This window comes from Dokdonia sp. MED134 (genome assembly GCF_000152925.2).
Lineage (GTDB): Bacteria > Bacteroidota > Bacteroidia > Flavobacteriales > Flavobacteriaceae > Dokdonia.
Window position 1 is genome coordinate 541,839 of record NZ_CP009301.1, and the last position, 24,658, is coordinate 566,496.

Sequence of the window (24,658 nt, forward strand, 5' to 3'; positions counted from 1 at the left end):
ATAGGTTGCCCTTTTTCCTTCGACAGAAGAGCTACAACCATTAAACATATTACGTATTATGAGATCGAGTAAAATAAACTTCACAAATGCACACGGAGAAATATTGGCTGGAAGATTAGATCTACCTGCAAATCAAGACCCACATAACTTTGCCATTTTTGCACATTGCTTTACCTGTACAAAAGATTTTAGTGCTGTGCGCAATGTAAGTAGAGCACTTGCCTCTCAAGGTTTTGGCGTGTTACGCTTTGATTTTACGGGTTTAGGTGACAGTGATGGTGACTTTGCAGATACAAACTTCTCAAGTAATGTAGATGATCTCATAAGCGCTGCAGATTTTCTTGCCAAAGAATACAAAGCACCCTCTTTACTTGTGGGACACTCGCTAGGTGGTGCTGCAGCAATTTTTGCAGGTGGTAAGATTGATACGATAAAGGCCGTCGCAACTATAGGGGCTCCTAGCAACCCAGTACACGTACAAAAGCAACTAGGCTCTCAGCTTTCAGTAATAAAAGATAAAGGTCAGGCTAATGTAAAACTCGCAGGACGTGACTTTACTTTTAAAAAGCAGTTTATAGATAACCTAGAAGAAAACTCTTGTGTAGAAGCTGCTCGTAACTTGCACGAGGCTTTACTTATACTCCACTCTCCACAAGATGCAACAGTTTCTATAAAAAATGCCGAAGAAATATACCACGCCGCTCATCACCCTAAGAGTTTTGTAACTCTGGATGGATCTGAGCATTTACTTATTGACAAAGAAAATGCAGCTTACGTAGGTAAAATTATCGCTGGATGGGCCGCGAGATATATACCGCAACCTGTTCAAGAGACCATAAAAACCACCTTTCAAGTGGTGGCAAGCCTAGATGAAGAAGATGGGTTTACAACCTTATTAAAACTGGGTAATCACCATATGAAGGCAGATGAGCCCGTACGCGTAGGCGGAAACGACTATGGCCCAACCCCATACGAGTTGCTCGCAGGTAGTCTTTCTGCCTGTACCGCAATGACCATACAGATGTATGCAAAGCGTAAAAAGTGGGCAGTAGAAAATGTTGAGGTACACACAAGTTACAGTAAAACCCACGCTCAAGATTGTGTTGACTGCGAAGAAAACCCTTCAGCAAAGATTGATACCTTTCACCGTGAGATTAAAATCACCTCAGATCTTGATGAGAAGCAACTCAACCGTCTTTTACAAATAGCAGATAAATGTCCAGTACACAAAACTCTTCATAGCGAGACACAAGTAATAACTACGCTTAGGTAGGATTACGCTTTCGCGAAAGCGCACTTATAACCATACACCTCATTATCTAGTAAAGAATCAAAACATCACAAATCATACAAGTACAACTCCAAAAAGGAGGCTTCATTTTGCCTGAAAAACTGGGTGATGAGTGGGCCAATGCAGGCCATAAGCGGGTCTTGCTTAAAGCAAGTAGTGATACAAATACACTAGAAACACATATTGCTTTACGTAAAATGAAAGGTGTGTACTGGGTACTATTTGGAAAACAGCACCATAAAGCTTTAAAAATTGAGCCTTTAGACATCTTTAGTATCCAACTCATAAAAGATACCACTAAGTATGGTGTCGTTACTCCAGAGGCTTTTGACGCAGTTTATGATAGCGACCCAGACGGTGCGTCAATTTTTGAATCGCTTACAGATGGAAAAAAAAGAGGTCTTATCTATCAAGTAAAGCGCTATAAGAGTGAGCAAACACAAGTAGACAAAATGCTTATACTCTTTGAAAATCTTAAACGAGGTATACGTGACCCAAGACAACTATTTAAAACAGGCTAATATTAAATAATTGTAAAGTATTGACAATCACGCGCAACGTATATGTAGTTATTGCATCTAGAGTAAAAACTATATTATATGAAACATTTGTGTATCCTACTACTTGTATGTATCACCTCTCTAAGCTGCGTCACAGACAGAACCAGCGATGATGTAGATACTGTTGATCTATTAACAAACTATGATGCGATTACTCTTGATCGCCCTACGTTTGAGGCCAGCGTCACTCTCGAAGACGCTAGAAGCATTATAAACTCGGGTAAAATCTATGTATTTAATGGTTTACTGTTTGTAAACGAAGAGAACAAGGGCTTTCACGTGTTTGATAACGAGAACCCTTCTTCTCCAGTTGCTCTTGCTTATATAAAAGCACCTGGAGCAACAGATCTTGCTATTAAGAATGAGGTATACTACATAAATCAAGCTGTAGACCTTATTGCTGTTACTTATGATAAACAAACAGCAAACCTGCAGGTGACAAAACGCATTAGAGAAGTTTTTCCTCCTAAAGTGTCTCCAGATGGCTTTGTACACAATATCCCAGATGGAGAAATTATCATTGATTACGAACTTGAAGATTAAATAAGATGAAAAAGTATATATATATAATTGCCCTAGTGATTGTTGCACTAGGATGTAGTTCTGACGGGACTAGCAGTGGTGAATCTTTAAGCACAGCAGATAGTGTAGGTCAAGGAGGCTCACTTGCAACCTTTGTTATAAAAGGAAATTATCTCTACACAGTAGATAATGAAGATCTAAATGTATTTAACATCACAAATACATCAGAACCAGTATTAGTAAACTCTGTACGCATAGGTTTTGATATCGAGACATTATTTAGCTACAGAAATTACCTCTATATAGGATCTCGTAACGGGATGTTTATCTATGGTGTAGATAGTCCAGAGTTTCCAGAACAATTATCTTCAGTACAACATTTTACTTCTTGTGATCCTGTTGTTGCAAATGATCAATATGCATTTGTAACCCTATGGAGTGATTTGGGCTGTAATGGCTTTGTAAATCAGCTAGAGGTGTATGATGTGACAGATGTTCTTAATCCTGTTCTCATTAATGTGCGCGAACTTACATTCCCAAAAGGATTAGGTCTTTATGGTGATTACCTTATCGTATGTGATGATGAGATTAAAATATTTGATGTGTCAAATCCTGCAGAGTCTACACTAGTACACGCTATAGATAAGCTTGCTTTTGATGTGATTATACAAGGAGATTTACTCATAGCCGTGGGAGAAACTGGTGTATATCAATATAGCCTTGATGCTCAAGATATCACAAACACATCACAATTAAGCACCATAAGTATCTAAAAGGTTTTATAAAATCTTAGTATTTCTTAAGTTGTCGTGGTATATTAGAGCTAATTAATTACTAATTATCAAAACCAAAAGATGATGAAATACAGATTTATGACAATAGCCTTACTTTCTCTAGCCACACTAGCGAGTTGTAAAGGTGACAAAAAAGAAAGCGAAGAAGTAATAGAGGTTGTTGAAGTAGAAGAAGTTGAAGTTATGCCAGAGATGCAAAAACTCACTTTAAAACTTGAACCTAAGAGTGACAGTAAAGCTTCTGGAAGTGTTGTTTTTAAAGAAGAGGATGGTGTTGTAAAATTTACAGCCGTAATAGGTGGACTAGATGAAGGTATGCACGCCATACACATACACGACAAGGCAGACTGTTCAAGTGCAGATGGAAAGTCTACAGGAGGACACTGGAACCCTACAAACGAGCAGCACGGTAAGTGGGGCGCAGCAGAGGGATATCATAAAGGTGATATAGGTAACTTCCCAGCAGATGAAAACGGAAACGGAACTATCACAATGAGCACAGACCAGTGGTGTATAGGTTGTGGAGATCCTAAAAAAGATGTTGTAGGTAAAGCAATTATCGTACACCAAGGTACAGATGATTTTACATCACAACCTAGTGGTGCTGCAGGAGCAAGAATTTCTTGCGGTGGGATTATAAAGTAATTTCAGACCATTAAATAGTTAAAAGGCTCTTGCTTACCGCAGAGCCTTTTTTTATGAGCCATATTCTATTAGTATGCAAGCCTATTTATTACTTAGGTAATGCTCGTATAATCTCATCCATACCTATAAGTTAGTGTGAAGATAGACCCTATTAAATAATAGAAATAGAAGACATAAAAAAGCCCTCGCAATTGCGAGGGCTTATGTATAATAATTAGAAAAGACTATTTCTTTGCTTCTACAACGCTTTTATTAAGCGCTTGTGTCATCTCAATAGATAGTGCAGATCTTTCAAACTTCATTTTACCAGACATTGTTTCCAATACACAAGTACCATTATCATTAAGTTCTAAAATCTTACCGTGTAGACCACTTTTTGTAATTACACGATCACCCTTTTTAAGATCTTTATCAAAGTTCTTTTCTTGTTTGAGTTTCTTACGTTGTGGTAATACTATAAAGAATATTATAAACACCGTAAATAATAGAATAGGACCGCCTATTCCGTTAAAAAGATCCATCATATTATTTAGCTGCTCCAGCAGCAGGGTTTACAAATGCTTTGATCTTTACAGTCTCTGTACCTCTCTCAGTATTTGCTTTGATTGTTACAGTTTTAGTTACTTGATTAGTACCGCTACCGTTGTATTTTACAAGAAGCTCACCTTTCTCACCTGGTGCAACTGGATTTTTAGAATATTCTGGTACTGTACATCCACAAGAACTCTTTGCATCTACAATTACTAGTGGTGCTTTACCTGTGTTAGTAAATGTAAATTTGTGCTCTACAGTGTTTCCCTTTTCAATGTTTCCAAAATCAAATTCAGTCTCATCAAAAGTAATCACTGGGTATGTTGTAGCCTGTGCATCTCTTGCAGCTGCAACTTCAACATTTTCTTCTTTTACTTTGCTTGCTGCATCTTCTTTACAAGAAGTAAACACCATAGCCGAAAGTACTCCTAATACTAATAAACCTTTTTTCATTGTTGTTTTTTTTATAAATAATGATTCGTAAAAATAAGAAAAAGTATACTATTTTAAACCTCTACCCTCTTTCTTTAACCTTTTTTCTCGCTCATATTGTTTTACAAGCTTATCAAGTATACCGTTTATAAAGATGCTACTCTTAGGTGTTGAGTATTCCTTAGAGATTTCTAAGTACTCATTTATAGTCACTTTTACAGGTATGGTAGGGAATTTTAAGAACTCACAAAGTGCCATCTTTATAAGCACCATATCTACATCTGCGATACGTTCTTTATCCCAGTTTGGTGTGTTTTCTGTAATCTCGTTTGCAAGAAAAGTCTCATTTGCAACCGTCTTCTCTAGTAACTCTGTACCAAAATGTACATCCTCCTCATTTTTAAATAAGCTAGGTAGTAATGAAGACTCTGGTGATGCTGGTTTAAGCTTACCCAGTCTTCTTAACACTGCCATATTAATCATAGGCAAGTCATCTATCCAGGTAAGGCGCGCATCTTCTATATAATCGTATAGCTTGTCATTAGGCGCTATAATCTCTGTATAGATATCTACCACAAACTTTCTATCTATTTTAAAGGTAGTATCCTCCTCTTCCATATATGAGGCATAGCGATCACTTGCTACAATCTCGTTATATATGATAGCAACATACTCATCATTCTGTCTCCAGTGTTTGAGCTTACGCTTGCTTATTTCATCACGCAACTCGGCGTTGTCTGACAGTTTTGTCAAGACCTGGTTGTTAATGAATTTTGTGTTAGGATTTTTTTCTTCTTCGGTAGCTAGAATCTTTTTAGAGATTTTTTCTTGTTCCGCTTTCGCGAAAGCGTGAACCTCCACCATTAAATCTAGCATTAAGAGATACAGATTGTACATCTGGTTCATACTCTCAACCGTAAATTTATCCTCATTTTGAAGATCAAACTGCTCCTTACTCCCTAGGGCGTAAATGGTTTGCATTACTTTGACACGGATATGGCGTCTGTTTAACATAGCGACAAAGAACTTTTATAGTTATAAGAACGAATTAGGTTCGTTTTTAAATCGATGCAAAAATACAGTATTTCTAAAAGTATCATCACATTTTATCAATTATGTTATAGGAAAATTTGGCTCGCACAGGTCTTAAAAAAAACCGACCTTAGCGCTTCAAAAAAATTGCAGTACGGCGATGGGTGCATTAAAATCTCTTAACAAGTATTTTTTACGTTATAAATGGCGTCTTATAGCCGGTTTCTTTATAGTTATCGCAGCTCGTGTCTTTGCCGTTTTTAATGTAGATATTGTAGGCGATATCGTAAATGATGTTGAAACATACATTAAAAGTGGAGACACAAACCTAGATGGCCTCAAAGATAGTATGCTCTTTAAACTAGGATTACTTTTAGGTGCTGCCCTACTCTCTGGTTTTTTTACATTCTTAATGCGACAGCTTATTATTGTGGTGTCAAGATTTATAGAAGCAGATTTAAAAGATGATGTCTACGCACAGTACCAGCGTCTCAGCCTAGGTTTTTATAAAAAAAATAGAACTGGTGACCTTATGAACCGCATCTCTGAAGATGTAACAAAAGTACGTATGTACCTAGGTCCAGCCATAATGTATTTACTACAAGCTCTCGTACTCTTTGCTGTAGTAATACCCTATATGGTACGTATGGCTCCATCACTCGCCGCATATACCTTAATACCACTACCTATACTATCTATTGCTATTTATAAACTAAGCCGCGCGATACACGTGCGTAGTACTATAGTACAAGAGTACCTATCAAAACTTACTACGTTTACGCAAGAGTCTTTTAGTGGTATCTCTGTCATAAAAGCATATACCTTAGAACCTAATACATTTAGAGACTTTGCAACACTTAGTGAAGACAGCAAGCAAAAAAATCTAAACCTCGTTAAGGTACAAGCATTCTTCTTCCCACTTATGATAGGGCTTATAGGTGCGAGTAACCTCATTGTGATATTTGTAGGTGGGCAGCAGTATATAGATGGTACCATTGCAGAGCTAGGAACCCTAGTAGAGTTTATAATGTATGTAAATATGCTCACGTGGCCAGTTGCTACTGTAGGATGGGTAACCTCAATTATAAAAGCAGCAGAGGCATCTCAGGTACGTATTAATGAGTTTTTAGAAATCGAACCAGACATTGTAAATACCGTTACAGAGCACACACCTATAAATGGTGCTATCGCTTTTAAGGATGTAACTTTTACGTATGAAGACACACTTATTACAGCTCTAAAAAATATAAGTTTTACCGTGCAGCCAGGACAAACACTTGCTGTTATAGGGCCTACAGGATCTGGAAAATCTACTATTTTAGAACTCATAGGCCGTCTGTATGATGTTACAAACGGAACCATTGCCATAGATGGGACAGCTATAAAAAACCTTAATCTTAATGATTTTCGTTCTGAGATAGGTTATGTACCTCAAGATGCCTTCTTATTTTCTGACACCATAGGTGAGAATATAAAATTTGGTAAAACAGATGCTAGTGATGAAGAGGTTTACGCTTTCGCGAAAGCGGCCTCCGTACACCATAATATCATAGACTTTAAGGATGGGTATGATACCGTACTTGGTGAGCGAGGCATAACCCTATCTGGAGGACAGAAGCAACGCGTCTCTATTGCAAGAGCACTTATAGGATCTCCTAAAATCTTGTTACTAGATGACTCATTAAGCGCAGTAGATACCGAGACAGAAGAAGAAATACTCAACAATTTACAGCAGCTCACAACAAATACAACCACTATTATCGTGAGCCACAGAATCTCATCTGCAAAAAATGCCGATCAAATTATCATTCTCGAAGATGGTAAAATCACACAGCAAGGATCTCATAATCAATTAATAACAGAAGAAGGCTACTATAAAGAGCTGTATGTAAAGCAGCTGGACGAGAAAGAAATGTAAAAAATAATTGGGCAATGGTATATTTTTTATCATTTTTGAAACAACAAACACACAATCCAAAACAAGAAGGACCATTATGAGTGATTACGACGGAAGAGACAATGAAGAGATTTTTTCAAAAGTACTTAGAGCAGGACGACGCACGTACTTCTTTGATGTGAGATCTACAAAGGCAGGAGATTATTACCTTACCATTACAGAGAGTAAAAAGTTTACTAATGATGACGGTTCTTTCCACTTTAAGAAACACAAAATCTATTTATACAAAGAAGACTTTGCTGGATTTACAGAAAATCTTAATGAGATGACTTCTTACATACTAGAAGAAAAAGGTGAAGAAGTAATATCTGACCGCCACCAGAATGATTATACAAGACCTGTAGCGTCAGAAGTGGTAGATTCTGGAGGGGTAACCTCAGAAGAGCCTACTGCAACGGCAGATAAGTTTACAGATGTAAGCTTTGACGATATATAAGTCATAAAAGATATTAAATAAAAAAAGCCACGTTTATGACGTGGCTTTTTTTATTGGTCTAGCTTAAAAGTCTTTTAGTTAAATATGATAGGTATTTCCACAAGACTATGTGGTCGTATATCTCCACTATTGGCTGTTTGTATTACCGTTAAATCTCTGTTGAGAATAACCACTACCCCTTGAGTCTCTCCATCTACTTCTGTAGTACCCATTACAATATAATAAGATGTAAACTGCGCTATATCTGTATTGCGTATGTTTATACTCATCCCAGTCTGATCTAAAATGGTATTGATGAGACCTACCTCTGTATAAGTACTAATTGTATTTGTATTGTAATTATACACATTTGCTATTTTTCCGGTAGGGTCTTTATAAACAAGTTCTTGAGCTAGTGATTTAGTTTGATTAAATCCTTCTGTAACTGTAAAACCGCTCGGAAAAGAACTCTGCTCGCTTATCGTAAGCGTTTCAAAATCTAGCGTGGCGTATGCAAGCGAAGCACCGTTAAAGTCAAATAGGTACATCTCGTCAAGATTCTCATCGTATATGTAAGCACCATACTGATCTATATCCCACACTCCCACTGGCATCCCAGTCTCTGCATTGTGTACAAATAGCTTCTTTACGCCTGTAAGAGTATCTGTACCTACTATAAATGTCTTAGATCCTTTTGCCATCACACTTGAATTGACATCGTTTATTGTTATATTACCTATGTAAGCATCGGTTATAACGCTAGTAGTTTTATTATATGTACTTACGTTTAAGTTGCAACAGCTACTAGACTCATTCAAATAATAAGTAATGATATTATTTTCGGTATTTGTCGTATAAAGCTCAGATTCATTTACAGGGTTAGACGGAGTAAAGTAATCACTATAAACCTCTTGGTCTCCATTAACCACGCTATATGTGATAAACTGAGAAGTAGGTATGCCAGAAGCTATCGCTAGGCGATCCCTAAAGGTGTTTCTTAAAAAGCCAAACTCAAAGCCTATTTCCTCTTGTAAATTTACAGTTGTACTTTGCTCATCTAGATAATTCCAAGTAACCACATTACCACTAGATCCAGTAACTAGATTGTCTCCTATGATTGCTATTTGAGCCAGTGCGGTATTTACATCAGACTCGGCTACGCTAGTCGTATCGTCGTCATTAGAACAGGCGGTGAAGCCTAGAAGTAAAAAAGGTAAAAATTTAAAAAGTTTCATTGATTGATGATGTTTTAATTTATTGAATAAAAGTAAGTTATTTCTTCCTTACAGCAATAACTTCAATCTCAATTTTTGCCCCTGCGGCCAGTGCCTTTGCTGCAAAGGTGGTTCTAGCGGGTTTTTGTGGCAAGTACGATTTATAGATAGCGTTAAATGTTGCAAAATCCTCAATATCATCTAGCACAACCATTGCTTTTACAACATCTGTCATTTCTAGATTGTGATGTGCAAGCACCGCTTTTATGTTTTCTAAGGCTTGCTTTGTTTCGGCTTCAATGCCGCCTGTTACGAGTGTTCTCGTGCTTTGATCTATTCCTATTTGTCCAGATAAAAAATATATATCGCCCACCTGCACCGCATCAGAAAATGGTGCGTCTGCCTTAGTAGGCTCGTGAGACGTGTGGAACACAGGAGCTCTCTTCTCCATATGACCTTCAGGAGGTGGTGTGTGGGGTCTTTGTAACTCCTCTTTACAAGAAGTGAGTAAAAGCATCCCAAAGATTGTCAATATAATAGGCCTCATAGTTATAGATTTTGGTAATAAATGTACGGATAGATGGCAACATTTTTTAACTATTATGTATTTTTAAACTTTGAGATAAATGCGATTTAGTACGCTTTCGCGAAAGCGTAAACACAACAATCTACTATGGAAAGAAAAGAAGAGTTTCTAAAATCTATTACAACAGGAAACACCTTTAAGGGTGACTTTATCACTATGGGAGCAGCAATGCTAGATGGCGAGACCATCACAAATGCTCACGTAAAAGTACCTCTTAAAACTCTTAATCGTCACGGTCTCATTGCTGGTGCTACAGGTACTGGTAAAACAAAAACATTACAAGTGCTTGCCGAAAATCTGTCTGACAAAGGGATACCGGTACTACTTATGGATATGAAAGGTGATCTCTCTGGTATTGCAAAAGCAAGCCCAGGTCACGCAAAGATAGATGAGCGCCACGAGAAGATAGGCCTACCCTTTGATGCCAAAGATTTCCCAGTAGAACTCCTCACACTTTCTGAACAAAATGGCGTGCGCCTTAGAGCTACCGTAAGTGAGTTTGGACCTGTGCTGTTCTCACGTATACTTGACGCTACGGTGGCACAGTCTGGTATTATCTCTATACTTTTTAAGTACAGTGATGATAAAAAATTACCGCTGCTAGATCTTAAAGACTTTAAAAAGATTTTACAATATGCGACCAAAGAAGGTAAGGCAGAAATAGAAGAAGAGTATGGGCGTATCTCTCCAGCTTCTTCTGGTTCTATCCTGCGTAAAATAGTAGAACTAGAACAGCAGGGAGCAGATATTTTCTTTGGAGAAAAATCTTTTGACACAGATGACCTTACTCGCACCACCTCTGACGGTCGTGGAGTAATAAATGTGATACGCCTTACAGATATACAAGACAGACCTAAATTATTCTCAACTTTTATGTTGAGTCTACTTGCAGAGATTTACTCTACATTTCCAGAGCAAGGAGATAGCGGCCAGCCAGAGCTTGTAATTTTTATAGATGAAGCACACCTCATATTTAAGGAGGCATCAAAAGCGTTACATAGCCAGATAGAGAGTATTGTAAAGTTGATACGGTCTAAAGGTGTAGGAATTTATTTTGTAACTCAAAACCCAACAGATATTCCAGATGGTGTATTGAGCCAGTTAGGTCTTAAAGTGCAACACGCATTACGTGCATTTACTGCAAAAGATAGAAAAGCTATAAAACTCACTGCCGAAAACTATCCAGATTCTAAATATTATGACACAAAGACCGTTCTTACATCTTTAGGTATAGGAGAAGCACTTGTATCTGCTCTCGATGAGAAGGGTCGCCCTACTCCACTTGCAGCTACAATGTTACGTGCACCTATGTCACGTATGGATGTATTAACCCAAAAGGAAATAGACGGTATAAACGACAGGTCTGAGCTTGTAGAAAAATATAGCGAAATCTCAGATAGAGAGAGTGCCTACGAGCTACTCAAAAAGAAAATAGATAAAGCAAACGAAGCGGAAGCAAAGGAAAAGGCTCAAAAAGAAAGAGCCAAAGCTTCAAAAACGTCTTCTAGATCTAAAAGTTCTAGGTCTACTCAAAGTGCTGGATCAAAAGCATTAATAAAAGTGCTTACAAGTGCTACCGTAATACGTGGTGTCTTTGGGATACTAGGTAAAATGTTAAAATAATAATTGCGCATTTTATATGCGTACCCTCAATTTAATTTTATGAAAAAAAATATAATAGCCCTTTCTATTCTAGGTTTAATAGCTACTAGCTGTAGTAACTCTGGAAACTTTGCTATTACAAATGAAGGTGTAGGACCACTTACTAAAACTACAAAAGTAAGTGAACTTAAAACCACCTTTGTAAATGATAGCCTTGTAGATGCAAATGGATCTACAGAACTAAAAGCACCTGTACAATATATTACCGTTTTTGAAAAAGGAGGTAAAAAATTATTAGAACTAGAACCTACCACGGGCGACTCTGATGCTACAATAAATTACATACGTTTATATGACGAGCGCTATACAACAGATGGTGGAGTTACTGTAAAAAGTACTTTTAAGGATATTCTAGATGGACACAAGATAAAGCGTATAGAAAACCTTATATCTACCATTGTTGTTTTGATAGAAGATAGTGATGTGTACTTTACTATAGATAAAAAACACTTGCCATCAGAACTTATGTTTGATACAACCACTAAGGTTGAACTTACTCAAATCCCTGATGATGCTCCTATTAAGTATATTCAAATAAGCTGGTAAATATGAGTTATAAAATCCAAAAAAGCCCTTTTGTAGTACCCACTACAGATGGTAAAACCATAGAAGAGCACTGGGGAAAAGCGACAGATGGTAATAATGATATAAGCATTGCTCATATGATTGCTCCACCAGGGTGGAGTGAGCCATTTCAAACGCCGGAGTTTGATGAATATACATATATTATAAAAGGTAAAAAGCAATTTATCATAGATGGTGATACCGTAGTACTTCACGCCGGCCAGAGTATTAAAATTGCTCGCAATACCAGAGTGCAATACAGCAATCCTTTTGATACAGAGTGTGAGTATATGGCGGTTTGTACACCTGCGTTTTCACCAGATTCAGTTCATAGAGAAGAATAGATATTTTGAAAAAGACCCTACAACGATTCATCCCTAAGGCTATAGGAACTAAGATAAATGCACTAAGTTTAGTAAATCCTAGAGCTGCAGCTCAGCAAGCTTTTAATATATTCTGCACACCACGCAAGGGTAAACCTTATGGTGAGCAGGTTGCTTATCTAGAAAATGCTGCTTATGAACGTTTTCCTTCTGGATCGTGTGAGTTACAAGCATATCACTGGGAAGGCACTGGTAAAAAAGTACTTCTTATACACGGCTGGGAAAGCAATGCCCATCGCTGGTTTAAACTAGTAGAAGAACTACAGAAAGAAAACTATGATATTTATGCCATAGATGCACCCGCTCACGGTAACTCTACAGGGACGTTACTCAATGTGCCGCGTTATGCAAAAGCCATAGAAGAAGCTGTACAGCGATACCAACCAGACCATATTATAGGGCATTCTATAGGAGGACTAGCTACGGTTTTTCATCAGTATACTTATAAACCTACACAATTTACATCTGCAGTTATATTAGGATCTGCATCAGAGCTTAGTGAGATAATGATAGATTATAGAGCAATTTTAGGACTTAATAACCGAACAATGAAGTCTCTCGAACAGCTCGTAAAAGAGTTATTTGGTTTTGACTTTAAAGGTTTTTCTGGAGCAGCTTTTGCAAAAGAACTTACATTGCCTGCTTTAATAATCCACGATAAGTTTGATAAAATCACTCCTGTATCTGCCTCACAAAACATCCATAAAAACTGGAAAGGAAGCACCTACATCGAGACCGAAGGTTTTGGTCACTCACTTTATCAAGAGGAAGTAAGATCTGAAATCATCAAATTCTTAAAGAAAGAATTTTAATCTTCTTCATTAAGGGTGTTTAAGTTCATTCCCTCATAAAACCCGAGGGGCTGGTCTATAACAAGTTTTACTTGCATAGCTATTTGCCCCGTGTGATATGAGAAATGCTCAACAGCGTGTAATACAATACCTATACCTGAGAGATCAAAACCTTGCACTTTTCGCTTCTTTAATAGGTTTTCTGGTGTTGCATCATCTATAATAGTCGTGGCTGTTTGTACAGTAAGTAAAAGTCGTTGTAGCAACTCATCTTTTGTAAAACCATCTTCGGTACTAAACTCCTCTTCTCTATTACGCTCATCTGGATTACCACCAAGACCAGAAACGATATATTGTGTCATATTGCCACAGATATGCAATAACTGGTTACCAAGTGTGTTGAGACTCTGGTTTTGCTTTGTCCACAGCTCCTCCTCTACTACCTTAGAAAGCGCAATACTTATCATACGCACATTCTCTTCTAGCCTAAAAATAGCATTGTCCTTAAAATCTTGATGCCAAGTATTAATCATATCTATACGTTCTAACTTAGTATAAAATCTTCTAGTTGCTTTAATGTGATTCTATTCTCATAGATTGCCTTCCCTATAATGGTTCCCTCACAGCCCATCTCTGCAAGCTTTGGCAACTCGTCAAAGGTAGAAATTCCTCCAGAAGCAATAAGTTTTAAGTCTGGTGTGCTAGCAAGTATTTCTTGATATAAGTCAAAACTAGGCCCTTCTAGCATACCGTCTTTACTTATATCTGTACAGATTACATAAGAGACACCTTCTTTTTGATAAGCGTTTATAAACTCCACCACATCATCATCAGACTCCTCTAGCCAGCCAGAGATAGCAATTTTACGATGATGAGCATCTGCTCCCAAGATAATTTTATCACTACCAAATTTTGACAACCAGCTTTTAAACGTATCTGGATTCTTTACAGCAATACTACCACCAGTTATTTGAGAAGCTCCGCTCTCAAAGGCTATGCGTAAATCTTCGTCTGTTTTAAGACCTCCTCCAAAGTCTACTTTTAACGCAGTCTTTGTAGCTATTTGCTCGAGGATTTTGTGGTTTACAATGTGCTTGCTTTTTGCACCATCTAAATCTACAAGGTGTAAATGCGTGATACCGTGTGCCTCAAACTGCTTTGCAACCTCCAGCGGATTTTCATTATATATTTTCTTTGTGTTATAATCTCCCTTTGAGAGACGCACACAATTACCATCTATGATATCTATAGCAGGTATTATTCTCATAATTCTAAAAAGTTTTTAAGTATTTGCTCTCCTACAGCGCTACTTTTTTCTGGGTGGAACTGAGTTCCATAAAAATTATTTTTGGCAAGAGCACTACTGTAAGGAAGTCCGTACGTAGTAGTCGCAATCGTGTCTTCTACTACGGGAGCATAAAAACTGTGCACCATATATATAAAAGAATCTTCGGCTACTTGATTAAAAAGTGGTGATGATAGATTGTTAATGGTGTTCCACTGTATTTGTGGGACTTTTACGCTTTCGCGAAAGCGTACTACATCTACATTAAAAATATCAAGACCTATAGTATCTCCTTCTTCTGAACCTGTACACATTAATTGCATACCCAGACAGATACCCAGCACAGGCTGTGTGAGTGTAGGAATCACTTTATCGAGACCAGTCTCTCGTAATTTACTCATAGCACTACTCGCCTCTCCTACTCCAGGAAAAATGACTTTATCTGCACTACGTATTTCTTCTTCACTATCACTTAAGACCGCCTGATAACCAAGGCGCTCTATCGCAAATTTTATGCTCTGGATGTTTCCAGCGCCATAATTAATGATCACAATTTTCATTATAACATTCCTTTTGTAGATGGAAGAATCATTTTATCTGCATCACGCTTTACGGCTACTTTTATCGCTTTTGCAAACGCCTTAAAGATAGCTTCAATCTTGTGGTGCTCGTTTGTTCCTTCGGCTTTGATATTTAGGTTTGCCTTTGCTCCATCTGTAAATGATTTAAAGAAGTGGTAAAACATCTCTGTAGGCATTTTACCTATCATCTCACGGTTAAAATCTGCTTCCCATACGAGCCAGTTTCTACCACCAAAATCTATGGCAACTTGTGCAAGACAGTCATCCATAGGCAGGCAAAAACCGTAGCGCTCTATTCCTAATTTATTACCTAAAGCAATGGCAAACACTTCTCCTAGTGCAATTGCCGTGTCTTCTATAGTGTGATGCTCATCTACTTCTAGATCTCCTTTTACCTGAATATCAAGGTCCATTTGCCCGTGACGCGCTATCTGGTCAAGCATATGGTCAAAGAAAGCTAGACCTGTGTCTATGTTAGATTTACCTGTACCGTCTAGGTTAAGGGTGATGTTTATGTCTGTCTCATTAGTTTTTCGCGCAAGCGTAGCAACACGACTTTCTAATTTTAAAAACTCGTATATTTTTTGCCAGTCGTTTGTCTCTAGAGCGATGTCTTTATTGAGCTCATCTTCAGAGATGGTAATCTCACCAGTACCAAGGTTTGTGTTATCATTTATATAGATTCCTTTGGCTCCCAGATTTGTCGCAAGTTGCATATCTGTAAGTCTATCACCTATTACAAAAGAGTTTTTGAGATCATACTCCTCAGAAAAATATTGTGTAAGTAAACCGGTCCCAGGCTTTCTAGTGTCTTTATTTTCGTGCGGAAAGGTTCTATCTAAAAATACATTATCAAAAACAACACCTTCATTTTCAAAAGACTTCATAATGAAGTTATGCACTGGCCAGAATGTATCTTCTGGAAAAGAATCTGTTCCTAAACCATCTTGATTTGTAATCATCACTAGCTCATAATCGAGCTCTTGAGCAATCTTACCTAACCAAGTAAAACACTTAGGATAAAAAATCATTTTTTCAAACGCATCGATTTGTTCATCTACCGTTTCTTTAATCATTGTACCATCGCGGTCGATAAAAAGTACTTTTTTTGCCATTACTGTATTGTATTTAATGCGTTTATTAGTGTTGTATTTTCTTCTTTGGTCCCTACTGTAAAACGTAGTGTGTTCTCACAAAGCGCCTGTGTGCTGCGATTGCGCACAACTATTCCTTTTTCTATAAGCTGGTTATAACGCTTGTTTGCATCGTCTACTTTAGTTAAAATAAAGTTTGCGTCAGACGGATATACTTTTTCTACAAAAGCCACATCCTTAAGCACAGCTGCTAGTGTTTTTCTATTATCAAGTAAGGTATCTACCTCATTATGAACCATAGGTAAATCGCTCAATCTATCATAAGCGCGATCTTGCGTTAATGCATTTACATTATAAGGAGGCTTGATTTTATTAAGAATCGCAATAACTTCTTTACTTGCAAAGCATAAACCTAGACGTATACCAGCAAGACCGTAAGCCTTAGAAAGCGTTTGAGTGATTACCAGGTTAGGATAAGTTTCTAACTGTGATATCCAACTCTCTGCTGCTGCAAAATCTATATATGCCTCATCAAGAACTACTAACCCATTAAAGTTTTCTAAAACCTCAATAATAAGATCTGGTTTGATCATATTACCCGTAGGATTGTTTGGTGAACATATAAAAATGAGCTTTGTAGTATCACTCACAGCATTCAGAATACCTTCAGTATCCAGTTGGAAATCTTCGGTAAGGAGTACTTCTGTATTTGCTACATCATTTGTACCTGCCAGTACATTATACATACCGTAAGTAGGTGGTACCGTTATAATACCATCTACTCCAGGATTACAGAATGCCCTAAAAATAAGATCGAGCACCTCGTCGCTTCCGTTACCTAGTAAAATCTGAGATTCTGAGACCTTTTTTTGAGAGGCTATCAAACTCTTTAAACTACGCTGTTGCGGGTCTGGATAACGGTTTACACCATTATCAAACGGATTTTCATTTGCATCTAGAAAAACCATTTCTTTATCAAAATCTGTAAACTCATCTCGCGCAGAAGAATACGGTTTCATCTTTGCAACATTTGCTCTTACGAGCTTATTTATGTCAAATTTATTCATTGTGCTATACGTACTTAATAATCTTTACTGCTTTATTTTAATGCGTTAAGTCTAAGAGTTACCGCATTTTTATGAGCATCAAGACCCTCTGCCTCTGCCATAAGTTCTATAGCACGACCTATATTTTTTATTCCAGTTTCAGATATTTTTTGAAATGTCATAGACTTCATAAAGCTATCTAGATTTACACCGCTGTACTGCTTAGCATAACCATTTGTAGGTAAGGTGTGGTTTGTACCAGACGCATAATCTCCAGCGCTTTCTGGCGTATAGTTACCTATAAAAACAGATCCCGCATTACCTATATTATCTACATAGTAGTCATCATTTGAGGTACAAACTATAAAGTGTTCTGGACCGTATTCATCTATCAGCGCGAGTGCCGTCTCATCGTCTTTTACATAAATGAGCTTACTATTATCAATAGCTTTTTCTGCAATACGCTTTCGCGAAAGCGTACTCATCTGCTCTTCTACTTCTTTTTCTACCTCGTCTATCAAATCCTTTGAAGTAGAAACCAAAATCACCTGACTATCAACACCGTGCTCTGCCTGACTTAATAAGTCTGAAGCTACAAAACTTGCCTGAGCAGCATCATCTGCCACAACAAGTAATTCTGATGGGCCTGCTGGCATATCAATAGCCACTCCGTGCTTTGTAGCAAGCTGCTTTGCAACAGTCACAAACTGATTACCTGGTCCAAATATTTTATAAACTTGAGGAACTCTCTCTGTACCAAAGGTCATCGCAGCAATAGCCTGAATACCTCCTACTTTAAAGATTTTTGTAACTCCGCTTAGCTTTGCTGTATAAAGAATGGCAGGGTTTACCTTTCCTTCTTTATCTGGTGGTGTACATAATACAATCTCTTTACAACCAGCGATGTTTGCTGGCATTGCGAGCATTAGTATAGTAGAAAATAATGGCGCTGTACCTCCCGGTATATAAAGACCCACTTTTTGAATAGGCCTTTTTTCTTGCCAGCAGTCTACCCCTTCTGTAGTAGCAATAGCTACTCTCTCTGTTTTTTGAGCTGTGTGAAAACGTTCTATATTACCTTTTGCAAGTTGTATGGCTTCCTTTAACTCGTTAGATATAAGCTCTTGCGCTTCCTCTATTTCTGTATCAGTTACTGCAGTGCTCTCAAGAGTCACATTATCAAAGATGCTTGTGTACTTTGCTACCGCAGTATCTCCTTTTTCCTTTACTTCCTTAAAAATATCGGTAACGGTGGCTTCTATATCATCTACAGTTTGAGTAGGTCTTTTTAGAATTTCTGCCCACTCACTTCTTTCTGGATTATAAATCTTATTCATAGCAATGTAAAATTATAGTACCATTTTTTCGATTGGGCATACAAGTATTCCTTCTGCACCTGCTTTTTTGAGATTATCTATCACATCCCAAAAGCTATCTTTATTTATTACTGAGTGTACACTACTCCAGCCTTCTTGTGCTAGTGGTAAAACCGTAGGACTTCTCATACCTGGAAGCATTGCGATAACATCATCAAGCTTTGCGTCTGGCACATTCATAAGTACATACTTACTGCGTTGTCCTGCAAGTACAGATTTTATGCGGAATTTAAGTGTTTCTAAAAGCTCCTTACGCTCGTCAGAAATAGTAGGTGATGCAGTAAGAACAGCCTCAGACGTGAGCATTTGCTCTACTTCCTTAAGGTTGTTTTTAAATAATGTACTACCACTAGAAACAATATCACAGATAGCATCTGCAAGTCCAATATTTGGGGCAATTTCTACCGAACCGTTAATGATGTGTAGCTCTGCGTTTACACCTTTTTCAGCTAGGTATTCTCTTACTGTATTAGGATATGAAGTTGCAATGCGCTTACCTTCAAGATCTTTTACAGAGTTATATTCTTGTCCTTTTGGGATCGCTAGTGACACCTTGCATTTTGAAAAACCTAATCTCTCTATGATAGGAAGGTCCTTTCCTTTTTCTATAAGTGTATTTTCTCCAAGTATTGCGATATCTACCACTCCGTCTCTTAAGTACTGAGGGATATCACCGTTACGTAAGTATAAAACTTCTAGTGGAAAGTTTCTAGCAATGGCTTTAAGTTGATCCTTACCATTATCTATAGATACACCACAGTTTTTAAGCAGTTGTAAAGACTCCTCATTGAGACGACCTGACTTCTGAATAGCAATTCTAATTTTTTGACTCATTTTTGTTGGTTTGTGTTTGAATTACCCAAAAAAGAAAAAACCCGTTTGAGTATCTCAAACGGGTTTATATATGAATTATTTACATACCAAACTACCTCGCTTGAGCGAATAATGTAGTATGGTGATGATGTGTTTTGTTCAATTTCATTACTGGCACAAATTTAAGAAGTCTTTTGTTAAAAACAAGTGAATAAAGTGATTTAATAATTACTTAACACACAGAACTTTTTAGTAGATTTGGCATAGCGCTTTAATTCAACTACTAAAGCACATAAATTTAACTATGAAAGGATTTTTGGGGGCCTTCCTTGTTTTTTTACTTTGGTCATTTACGTGTATCTATTACGTAAGTGCTAAGGAGCCATCACCATTTATAGAAAAGAATTCATCTACTACAATTTCTAATAGTAATGATAAACAACCTATTACTAAACCAACTACGACAAGTACTAGTAATAGCGAGATAAAAACTATAGATAGCATTTCAAAAACGCACATCGATAGGGAGGCGTCCATTTTTATTGCTGAAGAAATACAAAAATCTATTGCTATAAGTGATACTGTAGATTTTACAAAAGATGAACCGGTTATTACTTTTGAAAAAGAGCTTAATTCACTTTCAGGCCCTTCTTTTTCTAGCGAGGTATTTTACCCGCAGTATAACAATACAGATTTAATACTTGATAAAGAGCTCGTTGCATATGCATCTGAACTCAAAGAATTATTAAAAAATAATCCAGATAAAAAAGTAACAATATTAGGCCATACAGATAACGTAGGAAATGCTCGAGATAATTTTAGCACAGGTTTAAAAAAATCAAGACAAATTAAATGGTATCTTACAGCACGTAGAGGAATCCCCCGCAGTAAAATTACTGCTACCTCAAGAGGTGAAGAAGAACCTATCGCCTCAAATAACACCGTATCTGGACGACGCCAAAACAACAGAATAGAAATTATAGTAGATTAATGCTCGCATTACAGGAGGCCATATCAATACCCATTGCTTATATAGAGACATTTATAATGACTCTTGTTGCATTTTTGATAGGTTATGGAGGATCGCAACTCTCTCAAAAATTTGCTCACAAACGTAAAGAACAACAGCATAAAAACACGTTACAGCAGCTCAACAATACCATCAAAAATCTACAAGACGAGTTAGATAGAAAGGCAGATGGCGTTTTTAGAAAAGACCGTATGGATGAGGAATATGAGCATCTACAGATACGAAACAGAGCTTTTTCTGATGATGTGCTTACAGAAAAGCTCTCTAAAACAGAAATTAAGGACCCTATAAGTTATGAACGCATAGGAAGAGCCACAATGGCAGAACGTAATGACTTACAACAAATTACTGGAATAGGTCCATATACTGAGGCTAAACTCAATGAACTAGGGATTTACACTTACGAGCAAATAAGCCGTTTTAATAATGACGACATCGCCGCAGTAACAAAGCTCATTAAGTTTTTTCCAGATAGAATTAAAAATGATAGATGGGTAGCAAAGGCAAAAAGACTTACCGAGAATACACAAACAGAGGATAACGAAAAAGGAAACTCAAAAAAAAATATGATAAATGAAAAAACCACCTACTAGGTGGTTTTTTCATTTATATAAAACATAGATTTATTAATTTATCTCCTCACCTGCCTCATTAAACTCTACATCTTTATTTTTCCCTTTACGTTTAAATTCTACGTCATAAAATAGCCCTTTTTCGGCGCTTTGCACGCGCTCAATCTCTGTGATCTTCTCGTGACTATAATCTCTTTTTATAGCTTTTTTAATTGCCTTTGGCAATTCATCCTTATCTATACTTACTTCTGTCTCAATCCAATCTCCATTAGGACTGAAATCTGCACGGTGTCTTATACCATCTATTCTAAATCTTGACTCATAATTTCCATTTGAGTCTACGTGCCAGTCTGGATCATTCTCTCCTGGATATTTGGCTTGAAATGTAGCCTTAACTACCTCTGGTGCATATCCTTTCTTACTATTTTGACTTTCAACTTTTTGACCACAACTCACTGCGAGTATAAAGCCAAATAATAAAAGTACTTTCTGATATTTGAACATAAAAAAATCTTTACAATCTACCCATTATGACGAGTAGACTGTAAAGATATAAGCTTTCGCGAAAGCGTCATCTTAACACTTTCATATAATTTTAGAGAGTATTCTAATTATTTCCTAAAATTAATGGTAGTCCAGATTCACCAGAACCTACAACTATCACCTTAGAATTTGGAGATTTTGATAACTCTATTGTTGCATCAATACCTTTATCTTGTAGAATCTTATCTGTAAGTGACGCACTAAGAATTTTGTTTGCATCTGCCTTACCTTGTGCTTCTATACGTACTTTTTCTGCCTCTTTTGTAGCTGTTACTAGACGGAATTCATACTCAAGAGACTCTTGCTCTTGCTTTAATTTACGCTCGATAGCTTCTTTAATTGTATTTGGCAGGGTTACATCTCTTACTAGTATCTCATCTAGTTCGATATACTGATCCTTTATTATCTTCTTTGTTTCTTCAAAAATTTCTGACTGTATCGCATCTCTCTTAGAAGAATATAACTGCTCTGGCGTATAACGCCCCACAACAGATCTCGCTGCAGATCGTATAGTAGGTAATAAGATACGTTGTAAGTAATCTTCACCTATCTCTTGGTGTAACTTACCTACATCATTGTATCTAGGCTTGTACCAAGCAGAGGCATCAAGTTGTATATCTAGTCCGTTTGAAGATAGTACTTTCATTTTTTCAAAAAGCTCTTGACGACGCACTTCATAAACGTACACTTTGTTCCAAGGGGCTACTAGGTGAAATCCTTCTCCTAGTGGTGGCTCATCTGTTACCACACCACCGCCAAATGTTTTATACAACACCCCAGCCTCTCCAGAGTCTATTGTGATGGCAGATTTTGTGATAATCACGAGTAGAATAACGAGGCCTATTACGACAGGCACTCCAATTTTAGGTAATTTTTCCATAGCTAATTTTTAATTTTGGTTTTAAGTAAGTCCATTATACTTGCGCATAAACCACTCCAAAGCGAGCAGTAATGCCAAAATTGCAAGTAGTAATTTCCAGTCTATAAAAGGTACACTATTTTTTGTACTCTTCTGTATAGGTTTATATCTATTATCTGCAACGAGCGACGTTATAAGTTTATCTAAGCTTACAGGGTTATATAAACCGCCATCTGTATGAGACGCTAGAAGTTGTAGCTGTTTTACATTTGCATTTAAAAATTGTTGCTCTATATCAAAAGGAACAATTGTAAAAGATCCAGAACGCGCGATACCTTGATCTGCTACAGATACGGTAAACTTATAACTTCCAGGCTCAAGATTATTCATATCTACCTGGTAGGTGTTCTTTTTAAGTAATAATGGAATCTCTGTAAGCTTTTTTGACTCCTGGTTTATCACTTTTATAGACACTTTAGCCCTTGCATCAAAATTGTAATTTTTATCAAAGTACTGTGCATAAAGCATCACTGCTTTATTGCCATAGTAAAACGACTCATAATCTAAGTTAAGTCTACTTTTCTTCTTGTTTGAAGCAGCATATTGTACTAGATTATCTATAAAATTATCAAAAGATTTAAAATCACGCTTGTCTACAAAACTCTGTGCTCGCCACTTCCATAAACCTTCTCCTAATATATATACCTCTCTTCTTCCACTATCTTCTGTTGTGGCTATAAGTGGTTGACTAGTCTCCACAAGGCCTATACTTTGTGATAAAGCAATGTCTGCATTTGTATTAAAACGCGTCTCTCCAAAGGCCGCAACTAGGGGTGGGAAATCTTCAAAACCTATATCCTCAATTACAAAAGCAGAAAAGTTAGGATTAAGCCGAGCTTGTACTTCTTCTGTTTGACCTGTAATCTCTTGTGTGATTGTTTTTTGAAATTTATTTATAGCATTCCAGCCAGTGTACTCTCCAGTTATTGTTATACTATTTTTAGCTAGTGTTTCTAGTTGTTTATAGACATCATTAAAGCTTGCGTCTGGTTGATAGAGTATAATAAGTTCATACTCATTTATTTTAGAAATCGCGTCTGATGGTTTTGTGAAGGTAACCGTGCGCAACCTATTACTCTCGATACTCTTTTTAAGCATTCCCACATCTGGGTGAACTATATTACTTATAAGAAGTACATTCGTTTTTTGATCTATAACCTCTATCGCAAAGTTTTTATAGTTATTACTTTTATTCTTCTCACTTGCAACAGGCACAAGACTCACACTATATTGTCTCACTCCTACTTGTGTTGCAGGAACTTCTATATTAAAAATTTGTGATGCATTATCTGGGCTAAAATTTACAGACTGCTTATGTAAAGTTTTACCTCCAGAACGTATAGTAAGCACAGATTGTACTGTTGCTTTACCATTATAAGAAGCAAAAATCTCAACAGGAAATTTGTTATTTATATAGGCATATCGATTTACATTTATTTGACCTAATTTGAGATCATCATAAATGATTGTATCTCCCAGTATTACGGGATATACCTGCTGGCTATAATTCTGACCAAGATATTGATAGGCCTCTCCATAAGTTTGATTACCATCTGTGACTAGTACTACAGGAGCTACATCTGTTGTATAAATATCTTCCAGACCACGCAAAGCGTTTGAGATATTAGTCTGCTTATTAGTAAATGAAAGGGAATCTAGTGATTTAAAATCATCTCCAAATTGATAGTACTGAATATCAAAAGCATCGTTGAGTTTTACGCTTTCGCGAAAGCGGGATATCACATCTTGAGACACCCCATCATAACCAAGGTGTGCAATACTAGAAGAATTATCTACAGCGACAGCCAGTGAAGGCTTCTCTGTGTAGTAAGATACTTGCTCATACTTAGGGTTGATAAGTAAAAGCAGTAAACCAAAAATGGTTAAAAACCGTAAAAATGCATAAACCTGATTGCGCTTACTTTTATATTTAACACGATAGAAATATTGAAAAACCGCTACTCCCAGTGAGAGAATAGCAGCTCCAATAATTAATAATAGTGTCTCTGTTTGCAATAGT

28 protein-coding genes are annotated in these 24,658 nt (G+C 37.1%); 13 read left to right on the forward strand and 15 right to left on the reverse strand.

Annotation, left to right across the window (positions count from 1 at the left end; translation table 11 throughout):
• Positions 1 to 58: 58 nt before the first annotated feature.
• The 5 genes from MED134_RS02340 (at position 59) to MED134_RS02360 (ending at position 3,812) form a co-directional block, all read left to right on the forward strand.
• Positions 59 to 1,273, forward strand: coding sequence for a bifunctional alpha/beta hydrolase/OsmC family protein (locus tag MED134_RS02340; protein ID WP_021778975.1), 1,215 nt, complete (start codon positions 59 to 61; stop codon positions 1,271 to 1,273).
• A gap of 107 nt (positions 1,274 to 1,380) precedes the next feature.
• A complete protein-coding gene (locus MED134_RS02345) occupies positions 1,381 to 1,812 on the forward strand; it encodes a YdeI/OmpD-associated family protein (protein WP_021778974.1) in 432 nt (143 codons plus the stop codon).
• A gap of 78 nt (positions 1,813 to 1,890) precedes the next feature.
• On the forward strand, positions 1,891 to 2,394 hold the full coding sequence (locus MED134_RS02350) for a hypothetical protein (RefSeq protein WP_021778973.1): 504 nt from the start codon (positions 1,891 to 1,893) through the stop codon (positions 2,392 to 2,394).
• A 5-nt stretch (positions 2,395 to 2,399) separates the two neighbouring features.
• On the forward strand, positions 2,400 to 3,146 hold the full coding sequence (locus MED134_RS02355) for an LVIVD repeat-containing protein (RefSeq protein WP_021778972.1): 747 nt from the start codon (positions 2,400 to 2,402) through the stop codon (positions 3,144 to 3,146).
• An 84-nt stretch (positions 3,147 to 3,230) separates the two neighbouring features.
• The gene (locus MED134_RS02360; RefSeq protein ID WP_052084128.1) at positions 3,231 to 3,812 is read left to right on the forward strand and encodes a superoxide dismutase family protein; all 582 of its coding nucleotides are present in this window, start codon (positions 3,231 to 3,233) and stop codon (positions 3,810 to 3,812) included.
• 224 nt (positions 3,813 to 4,036) lie between these two features.
• Here the strand turns inward: MED134_RS02360 and yajC are convergent, their stop codons facing one another.
• The 3 genes from yajC to MED134_RS02375 are packed head-to-tail and all read right to left on the reverse strand — an operon-like array spanning position 4,037 to position 5,756.
• Positions 4,037 to 4,333 carry a preprotein translocase subunit YajC gene (gene yajC / locus MED134_RS02365; protein WP_021778970.1) on the reverse strand — a complete coding sequence of 99 codons (297 nt, stop codon included), beginning with the start codon at positions 4,331 to 4,333 and terminating at the stop codon, positions 4,037 to 4,039.
• Between the two features lie 4 nt (positions 4,334 to 4,337).
• Positions 4,338 to 4,796, reverse strand: a complete 459-nt coding sequence (locus MED134_RS02370; protein WP_021778969.1) for a DUF1573 domain-containing protein — start codon at positions 4,794 to 4,796, stop codon at positions 4,338 to 4,340.
• A gap of 48 nt (positions 4,797 to 4,844) precedes the next feature.
• On the reverse strand, positions 4,845 to 5,756 hold the full coding sequence (locus MED134_RS02375; RefSeq protein WP_021778968.1) for a transcription antitermination protein NusB: 912 nt from the start codon (positions 5,754 to 5,756) through the stop codon (positions 4,845 to 4,847).
• Between the two features lie 211 nt (positions 5,757 to 5,967).
• Here MED134_RS02375 and MED134_RS02380 point away from each other — a divergent pair, with 211 nt between their 5' ends.
• Together MED134_RS02380 and MED134_RS02385 are read left to right on the forward strand one after the other, a co-directional pair.
• Complete coding sequence (locus MED134_RS02380) at positions 5,968 to 7,725, forward strand: ABC transporter ATP-binding protein (RefSeq protein ID WP_021778967.1); 1,758 nt, start codon at positions 5,968 to 5,970, stop codon at positions 7,723 to 7,725.
• Between the two features lie 76 nt (positions 7,726 to 7,801).
• Positions 7,802 to 8,200: a PUR family DNA/RNA-binding protein gene (locus MED134_RS02385; RefSeq protein WP_021778966.1), complete on the forward strand. Its 399-nt coding sequence runs from the start codon at positions 7,802 to 7,804 to the stop codon at positions 8,198 to 8,200.
• Positions 8,201 to 8,274: 74 nt separating this feature from the next.
• Here the strand turns inward: MED134_RS02385 and MED134_RS02390 are convergent, their stop codons facing one another.
• Together MED134_RS02390 and MED134_RS02395 are read right to left on the reverse strand one after the other, a co-directional pair.
• A complete protein-coding gene (locus MED134_RS02390) occupies positions 8,275 to 9,414 on the reverse strand; it encodes a hypothetical protein (protein WP_021778965.1) in 1,140 nt (379 codons plus the stop codon).
• Between the two features lie 37 nt (positions 9,415 to 9,451).
• Entirely contained in the window at positions 9,452 to 9,940 is a 489-nt protein-coding gene (locus tag MED134_RS02395) for a Rid family detoxifying hydrolase (protein WP_038596918.1), read from the reverse strand.
• 126 nt (positions 9,941 to 10,066) lie between these two features.
• On the opposite strand from MED134_RS02395, the gene MED134_RS02400 reads away from it, so the two are divergent.
• From MED134_RS02400 to MED134_RS02415, 4 genes are read left to right on the forward strand one after another with little or no spacing between them, the layout of a single operon-like run.
• Complete coding sequence (locus MED134_RS02400) at positions 10,067 to 11,602, forward strand: helicase HerA-like domain-containing protein (protein ID WP_021778963.1); 1,536 nt, start codon at positions 10,067 to 10,069, stop codon at positions 11,600 to 11,602.
• A gap of 39 nt (positions 11,603 to 11,641) precedes the next feature.
• On the forward strand, positions 11,642 to 12,187 hold the full coding sequence (locus tag MED134_RS02405; RefSeq protein ID WP_021778962.1) for a hypothetical protein: 546 nt from the start codon (positions 11,642 to 11,644) through the stop codon (positions 12,185 to 12,187).
• A gap of 2 nt (positions 12,188 to 12,189) precedes the next feature.
• On the forward strand, positions 12,190 to 12,549 hold the full coding sequence (locus tag MED134_RS02410; RefSeq protein WP_021778961.1) for a cupin domain-containing protein: 360 nt from the start codon (positions 12,190 to 12,192) through the stop codon (positions 12,547 to 12,549).
• Positions 12,550 to 12,554: 5 nt separating this feature from the next.
• Positions 12,555 to 13,400 (forward strand): alpha/beta fold hydrolase, encoded by an 846-nt coding sequence (locus tag MED134_RS02415; RefSeq protein WP_021778960.1) that lies wholly within the window; start codon positions 12,555 to 12,557, stop codon positions 13,398 to 13,400.
• On the opposite strand, the gene MED134_RS02420 is transcribed toward MED134_RS02415, so the two are convergent.
• Genes MED134_RS02420 through hisG form a run of 7 tightly spaced genes read right to left on the reverse strand, consistent with a single transcriptional unit; the run spans position 13,397 to position 19,595 of the window.
• Positions 13,397 to 13,912, reverse strand: a complete 516-nt coding sequence (locus MED134_RS02420) for a DinB family protein (RefSeq protein ID WP_021778959.1) — start codon at positions 13,910 to 13,912, stop codon at positions 13,397 to 13,399. The two genes, MED134_RS02415 and MED134_RS02420, sit on opposite strands and share 4 nt — an antisense overlap.
• An 11-nt stretch (positions 13,913 to 13,923) precedes the next feature.
• Positions 13,924 to 14,646: a 1-(5-phosphoribosyl)-5-[(5-phosphoribosylamino)methylideneamino]imidazole-4-carboxamide isomerase gene (gene hisA / locus MED134_RS02425; protein WP_021778958.1), complete on the reverse strand. Its 723-nt coding sequence runs from the start codon at positions 14,644 to 14,646 to the stop codon at positions 13,924 to 13,926.
• Positions 14,643 to 15,224, reverse strand: a complete 582-nt coding sequence (hisH, locus tag MED134_RS02430) for an imidazole glycerol phosphate synthase subunit HisH (RefSeq protein ID WP_021778957.1) — start codon at positions 15,222 to 15,224, stop codon at positions 14,643 to 14,645. Before hisH ends, hisA begins: the two co-directional genes overlap by 4 nt.
• Positions 15,224 to 16,360, reverse strand: coding sequence for a bifunctional histidinol-phosphatase/imidazoleglycerol-phosphate dehydratase HisB (gene hisB, locus MED134_RS02435; protein ID WP_021778956.1), 1,137 nt, complete (start codon positions 16,358 to 16,360; stop codon positions 15,224 to 15,226). Before hisB ends, hisH begins: the two co-directional genes overlap by 1 nt.
• Entirely contained in the window at positions 16,360 to 17,406 is a 1,047-nt protein-coding gene (hisC, locus tag MED134_RS02440) for a histidinol-phosphate transaminase (protein ID WP_021778955.1), read from the reverse strand. The genes hisB and hisC overlap by 1 nt, the downstream gene beginning before the upstream one ends.
• A 32-nt stretch (positions 17,407 to 17,438) precedes the next feature.
• A complete protein-coding gene (gene hisD / locus MED134_RS02445) occupies positions 17,439 to 18,722 on the reverse strand; it encodes a histidinol dehydrogenase (protein WP_021778954.1) in 1,284 nt (427 codons plus the stop codon).
• Between the two features lie 12 nt (positions 18,723 to 18,734).
• A complete protein-coding gene (gene hisG / locus MED134_RS02450) occupies positions 18,735 to 19,595 on the reverse strand; it encodes an ATP phosphoribosyltransferase (RefSeq protein WP_021778953.1) in 861 nt (286 codons plus the stop codon).
• 283 nt (positions 19,596 to 19,878) lie between these two features.
• Between hisG and MED134_RS14635 the strand changes: the two genes are divergently transcribed.
• Positions 19,879 to 20,565 carry an OmpA family protein gene (locus tag MED134_RS14635; RefSeq protein WP_021778952.1) on the forward strand — a complete coding sequence of 229 codons (687 nt, stop codon included), beginning with the start codon at positions 19,879 to 19,881 and terminating at the stop codon, positions 20,563 to 20,565.
• Positions 20,565 to 21,197, forward strand: a complete 633-nt coding sequence (locus tag MED134_RS14640) for a hypothetical protein (protein WP_021778951.1) — start codon at positions 20,565 to 20,567, stop codon at positions 21,195 to 21,197. The genes MED134_RS14635 and MED134_RS14640 overlap by 1 nt, the downstream gene beginning before the upstream one ends.
• A gap of 33 nt (positions 21,198 to 21,230) precedes the next feature.
• Here MED134_RS14640 and MED134_RS02465 read toward each other — a convergent pair whose 3' ends face one another.
• The 3 genes from MED134_RS02465 to MED134_RS02475 form a co-directional block, all read right to left on the reverse strand.
• On the reverse strand, positions 21,231 to 21,680 hold the full coding sequence (locus tag MED134_RS02465) for a PepSY-like domain-containing protein (RefSeq protein WP_021778950.1): 450 nt from the start codon (positions 21,678 to 21,680) through the stop codon (positions 21,231 to 21,233).
• Positions 21,681 to 21,783: 103 nt separating this feature from the next.
• Positions 21,784 to 22,599: a prohibitin family protein gene (locus MED134_RS02470; protein ID WP_021778949.1), complete on the reverse strand. Its 816-nt coding sequence runs from the start codon at positions 22,597 to 22,599 to the stop codon at positions 21,784 to 21,786.
• Between the two features lie 21 nt (positions 22,600 to 22,620).
• The gene (locus MED134_RS02475) at positions 22,621 to 24,654 is read right to left on the reverse strand and encodes a hypothetical protein (RefSeq protein WP_021778948.1); all 2,034 of its coding nucleotides are present in this window, start codon (positions 24,652 to 24,654) and stop codon (positions 22,621 to 22,623) included.
• Positions 24,655 to 24,658: the final 4 nt, after the last annotated feature.

What these genes read in the sequence shown, in the direction of transcription:
- MED134_RS02470 (WP_021778949.1), bottom strand. Translation starts at nt 22,599, where the DNA reads ATGGAAAAATTACCTAAAATTGGAGTGCCTGTCGTAATAGGCCTCGTT.
- MED134_RS02355 (WP_021778972.1), top strand. Translation starts at nt 2,400, where the DNA reads ATGAAAAAGTATATATATATAATTGCCCTAGTGATTGTTGCACTAGGA.
- MED134_RS14640 (WP_021778951.1), top strand. Translation starts at nt 20,565, where the DNA reads ATGCTCGCATTACAGGAGGCCATATCAATACCCATTGCTTATATAGAG.
- MED134_RS02405 (WP_021778962.1), top strand. Translation starts at nt 11,642, where the DNA reads ATGAAAAAAAATATAATAGCCCTTTCTATTCTAGGTTTAATAGCTACT.
- MED134_RS02375 (WP_021778968.1), bottom strand. Translation starts at nt 5,756, where the DNA reads ATGCAAACCATTTACGCCCTAGGGAGTAAGGAGCAGTTTGATCTTCAA.
- hisH (WP_021778957.1), bottom strand. Translation starts at nt 15,224, where the DNA reads ATGAAAATTGTGATCATTAATTATGGCGCTGGAAACATCCAGAGCATA.
- MED134_RS02390 (WP_021778965.1), bottom strand. Translation starts at nt 9,414, where the DNA reads ATGAAACTTTTTAAATTTTTACCTTTTTTACTTCTAGGCTTCACCGCC.
- MED134_RS02350 (WP_021778973.1), top strand. Translation starts at nt 1,891, where the DNA reads ATGAAACATTTGTGTATCCTACTACTTGTATGTATCACCTCTCTAAGC.
- MED134_RS14635 (WP_021778952.1), top strand. Translation starts at nt 19,879, where the DNA reads ATGAAAGGATTTTTGGGGGCCTTCCTTGTTTTTTTACTTTGGTCATTT.
- MED134_RS02400 (WP_021778963.1), top strand. Translation starts at nt 10,067, where the DNA reads ATGGAAAGAAAAGAAGAGTTTCTAAAATCTATTACAACAGGAAACACC.
- hisB (WP_021778956.1), bottom strand. Translation starts at nt 16,360, where the DNA reads ATGGCAAAAAAAGTACTTTTTATCGACCGCGATGGTACAATGATTAAA.
- hisC (WP_021778955.1), bottom strand. Translation starts at nt 17,406, where the DNA reads ATGAATAAATTTGACATAAATAAGCTCGTAAGAGCAAATGTTGCAAAG.
- MED134_RS02410 (WP_021778961.1), top strand. Translation starts at nt 12,190, where the DNA reads ATGAGTTATAAAATCCAAAAAAGCCCTTTTGTAGTACCCACTACAGAT.
- MED134_RS02385 (WP_021778966.1), top strand. Translation starts at nt 7,802, where the DNA reads ATGAGTGATTACGACGGAAGAGACAATGAAGAGATTTTTTCAAAAGTA.
- MED134_RS02465 (WP_021778950.1), bottom strand. Translation starts at nt 21,680, where the DNA reads ATGTTCAAATATCAGAAAGTACTTTTATTATTTGGCTTTATACTCGCA.
- yajC (WP_021778970.1), bottom strand. Translation starts at nt 4,333, where the DNA reads ATGGATCTTTTTAACGGAATAGGCGGTCCTATTCTATTATTTACGGTG.
- MED134_RS02340 (WP_021778975.1), top strand. Translation starts at nt 59, where the DNA reads ATGAGATCGAGTAAAATAAACTTCACAAATGCACACGGAGAAATATTG.
- MED134_RS02370 (WP_021778969.1), bottom strand. Translation starts at nt 4,796, where the DNA reads ATGAAAAAAGGTTTATTAGTATTAGGAGTACTTTCGGCTATGGTGTTT.
- MED134_RS02360 (WP_052084128.1), top strand. Translation starts at nt 3,231, where the DNA reads ATGAAATACAGATTTATGACAATAGCCTTACTTTCTCTAGCCACACTA.
- MED134_RS02420 (WP_021778959.1), bottom strand. Translation starts at nt 13,912, where the DNA reads ATGATTAATACTTGGCATCAAGATTTTAAGGACAATGCTATTTTTAGG.
- hisD (WP_021778954.1), bottom strand. Translation starts at nt 18,722, where the DNA reads ATGAATAAGATTTATAATCCAGAAAGAAGTGAGTGGGCAGAAATTCTA.
- hisG (WP_021778953.1), bottom strand. Translation starts at nt 19,595, where the DNA reads ATGAGTCAAAAAATTAGAATTGCTATTCAGAAGTCAGGTCGTCTCAAT.
- MED134_RS02395 (WP_038596918.1), bottom strand. Translation starts at nt 9,940, where the DNA reads ATGAGGCCTATTATATTGACAATCTTTGGGATGCTTTTACTCACTTCT.
- MED134_RS02380 (WP_021778967.1), top strand. Translation starts at nt 5,968, where the DNA reads ATGGGTGCATTAAAATCTCTTAACAAGTATTTTTTACGTTATAAATGG.
- hisA (WP_021778958.1), bottom strand. Translation starts at nt 14,646, where the DNA reads ATGAGAATAATACCTGCTATAGATATCATAGATGGTAATTGTGTGCGT.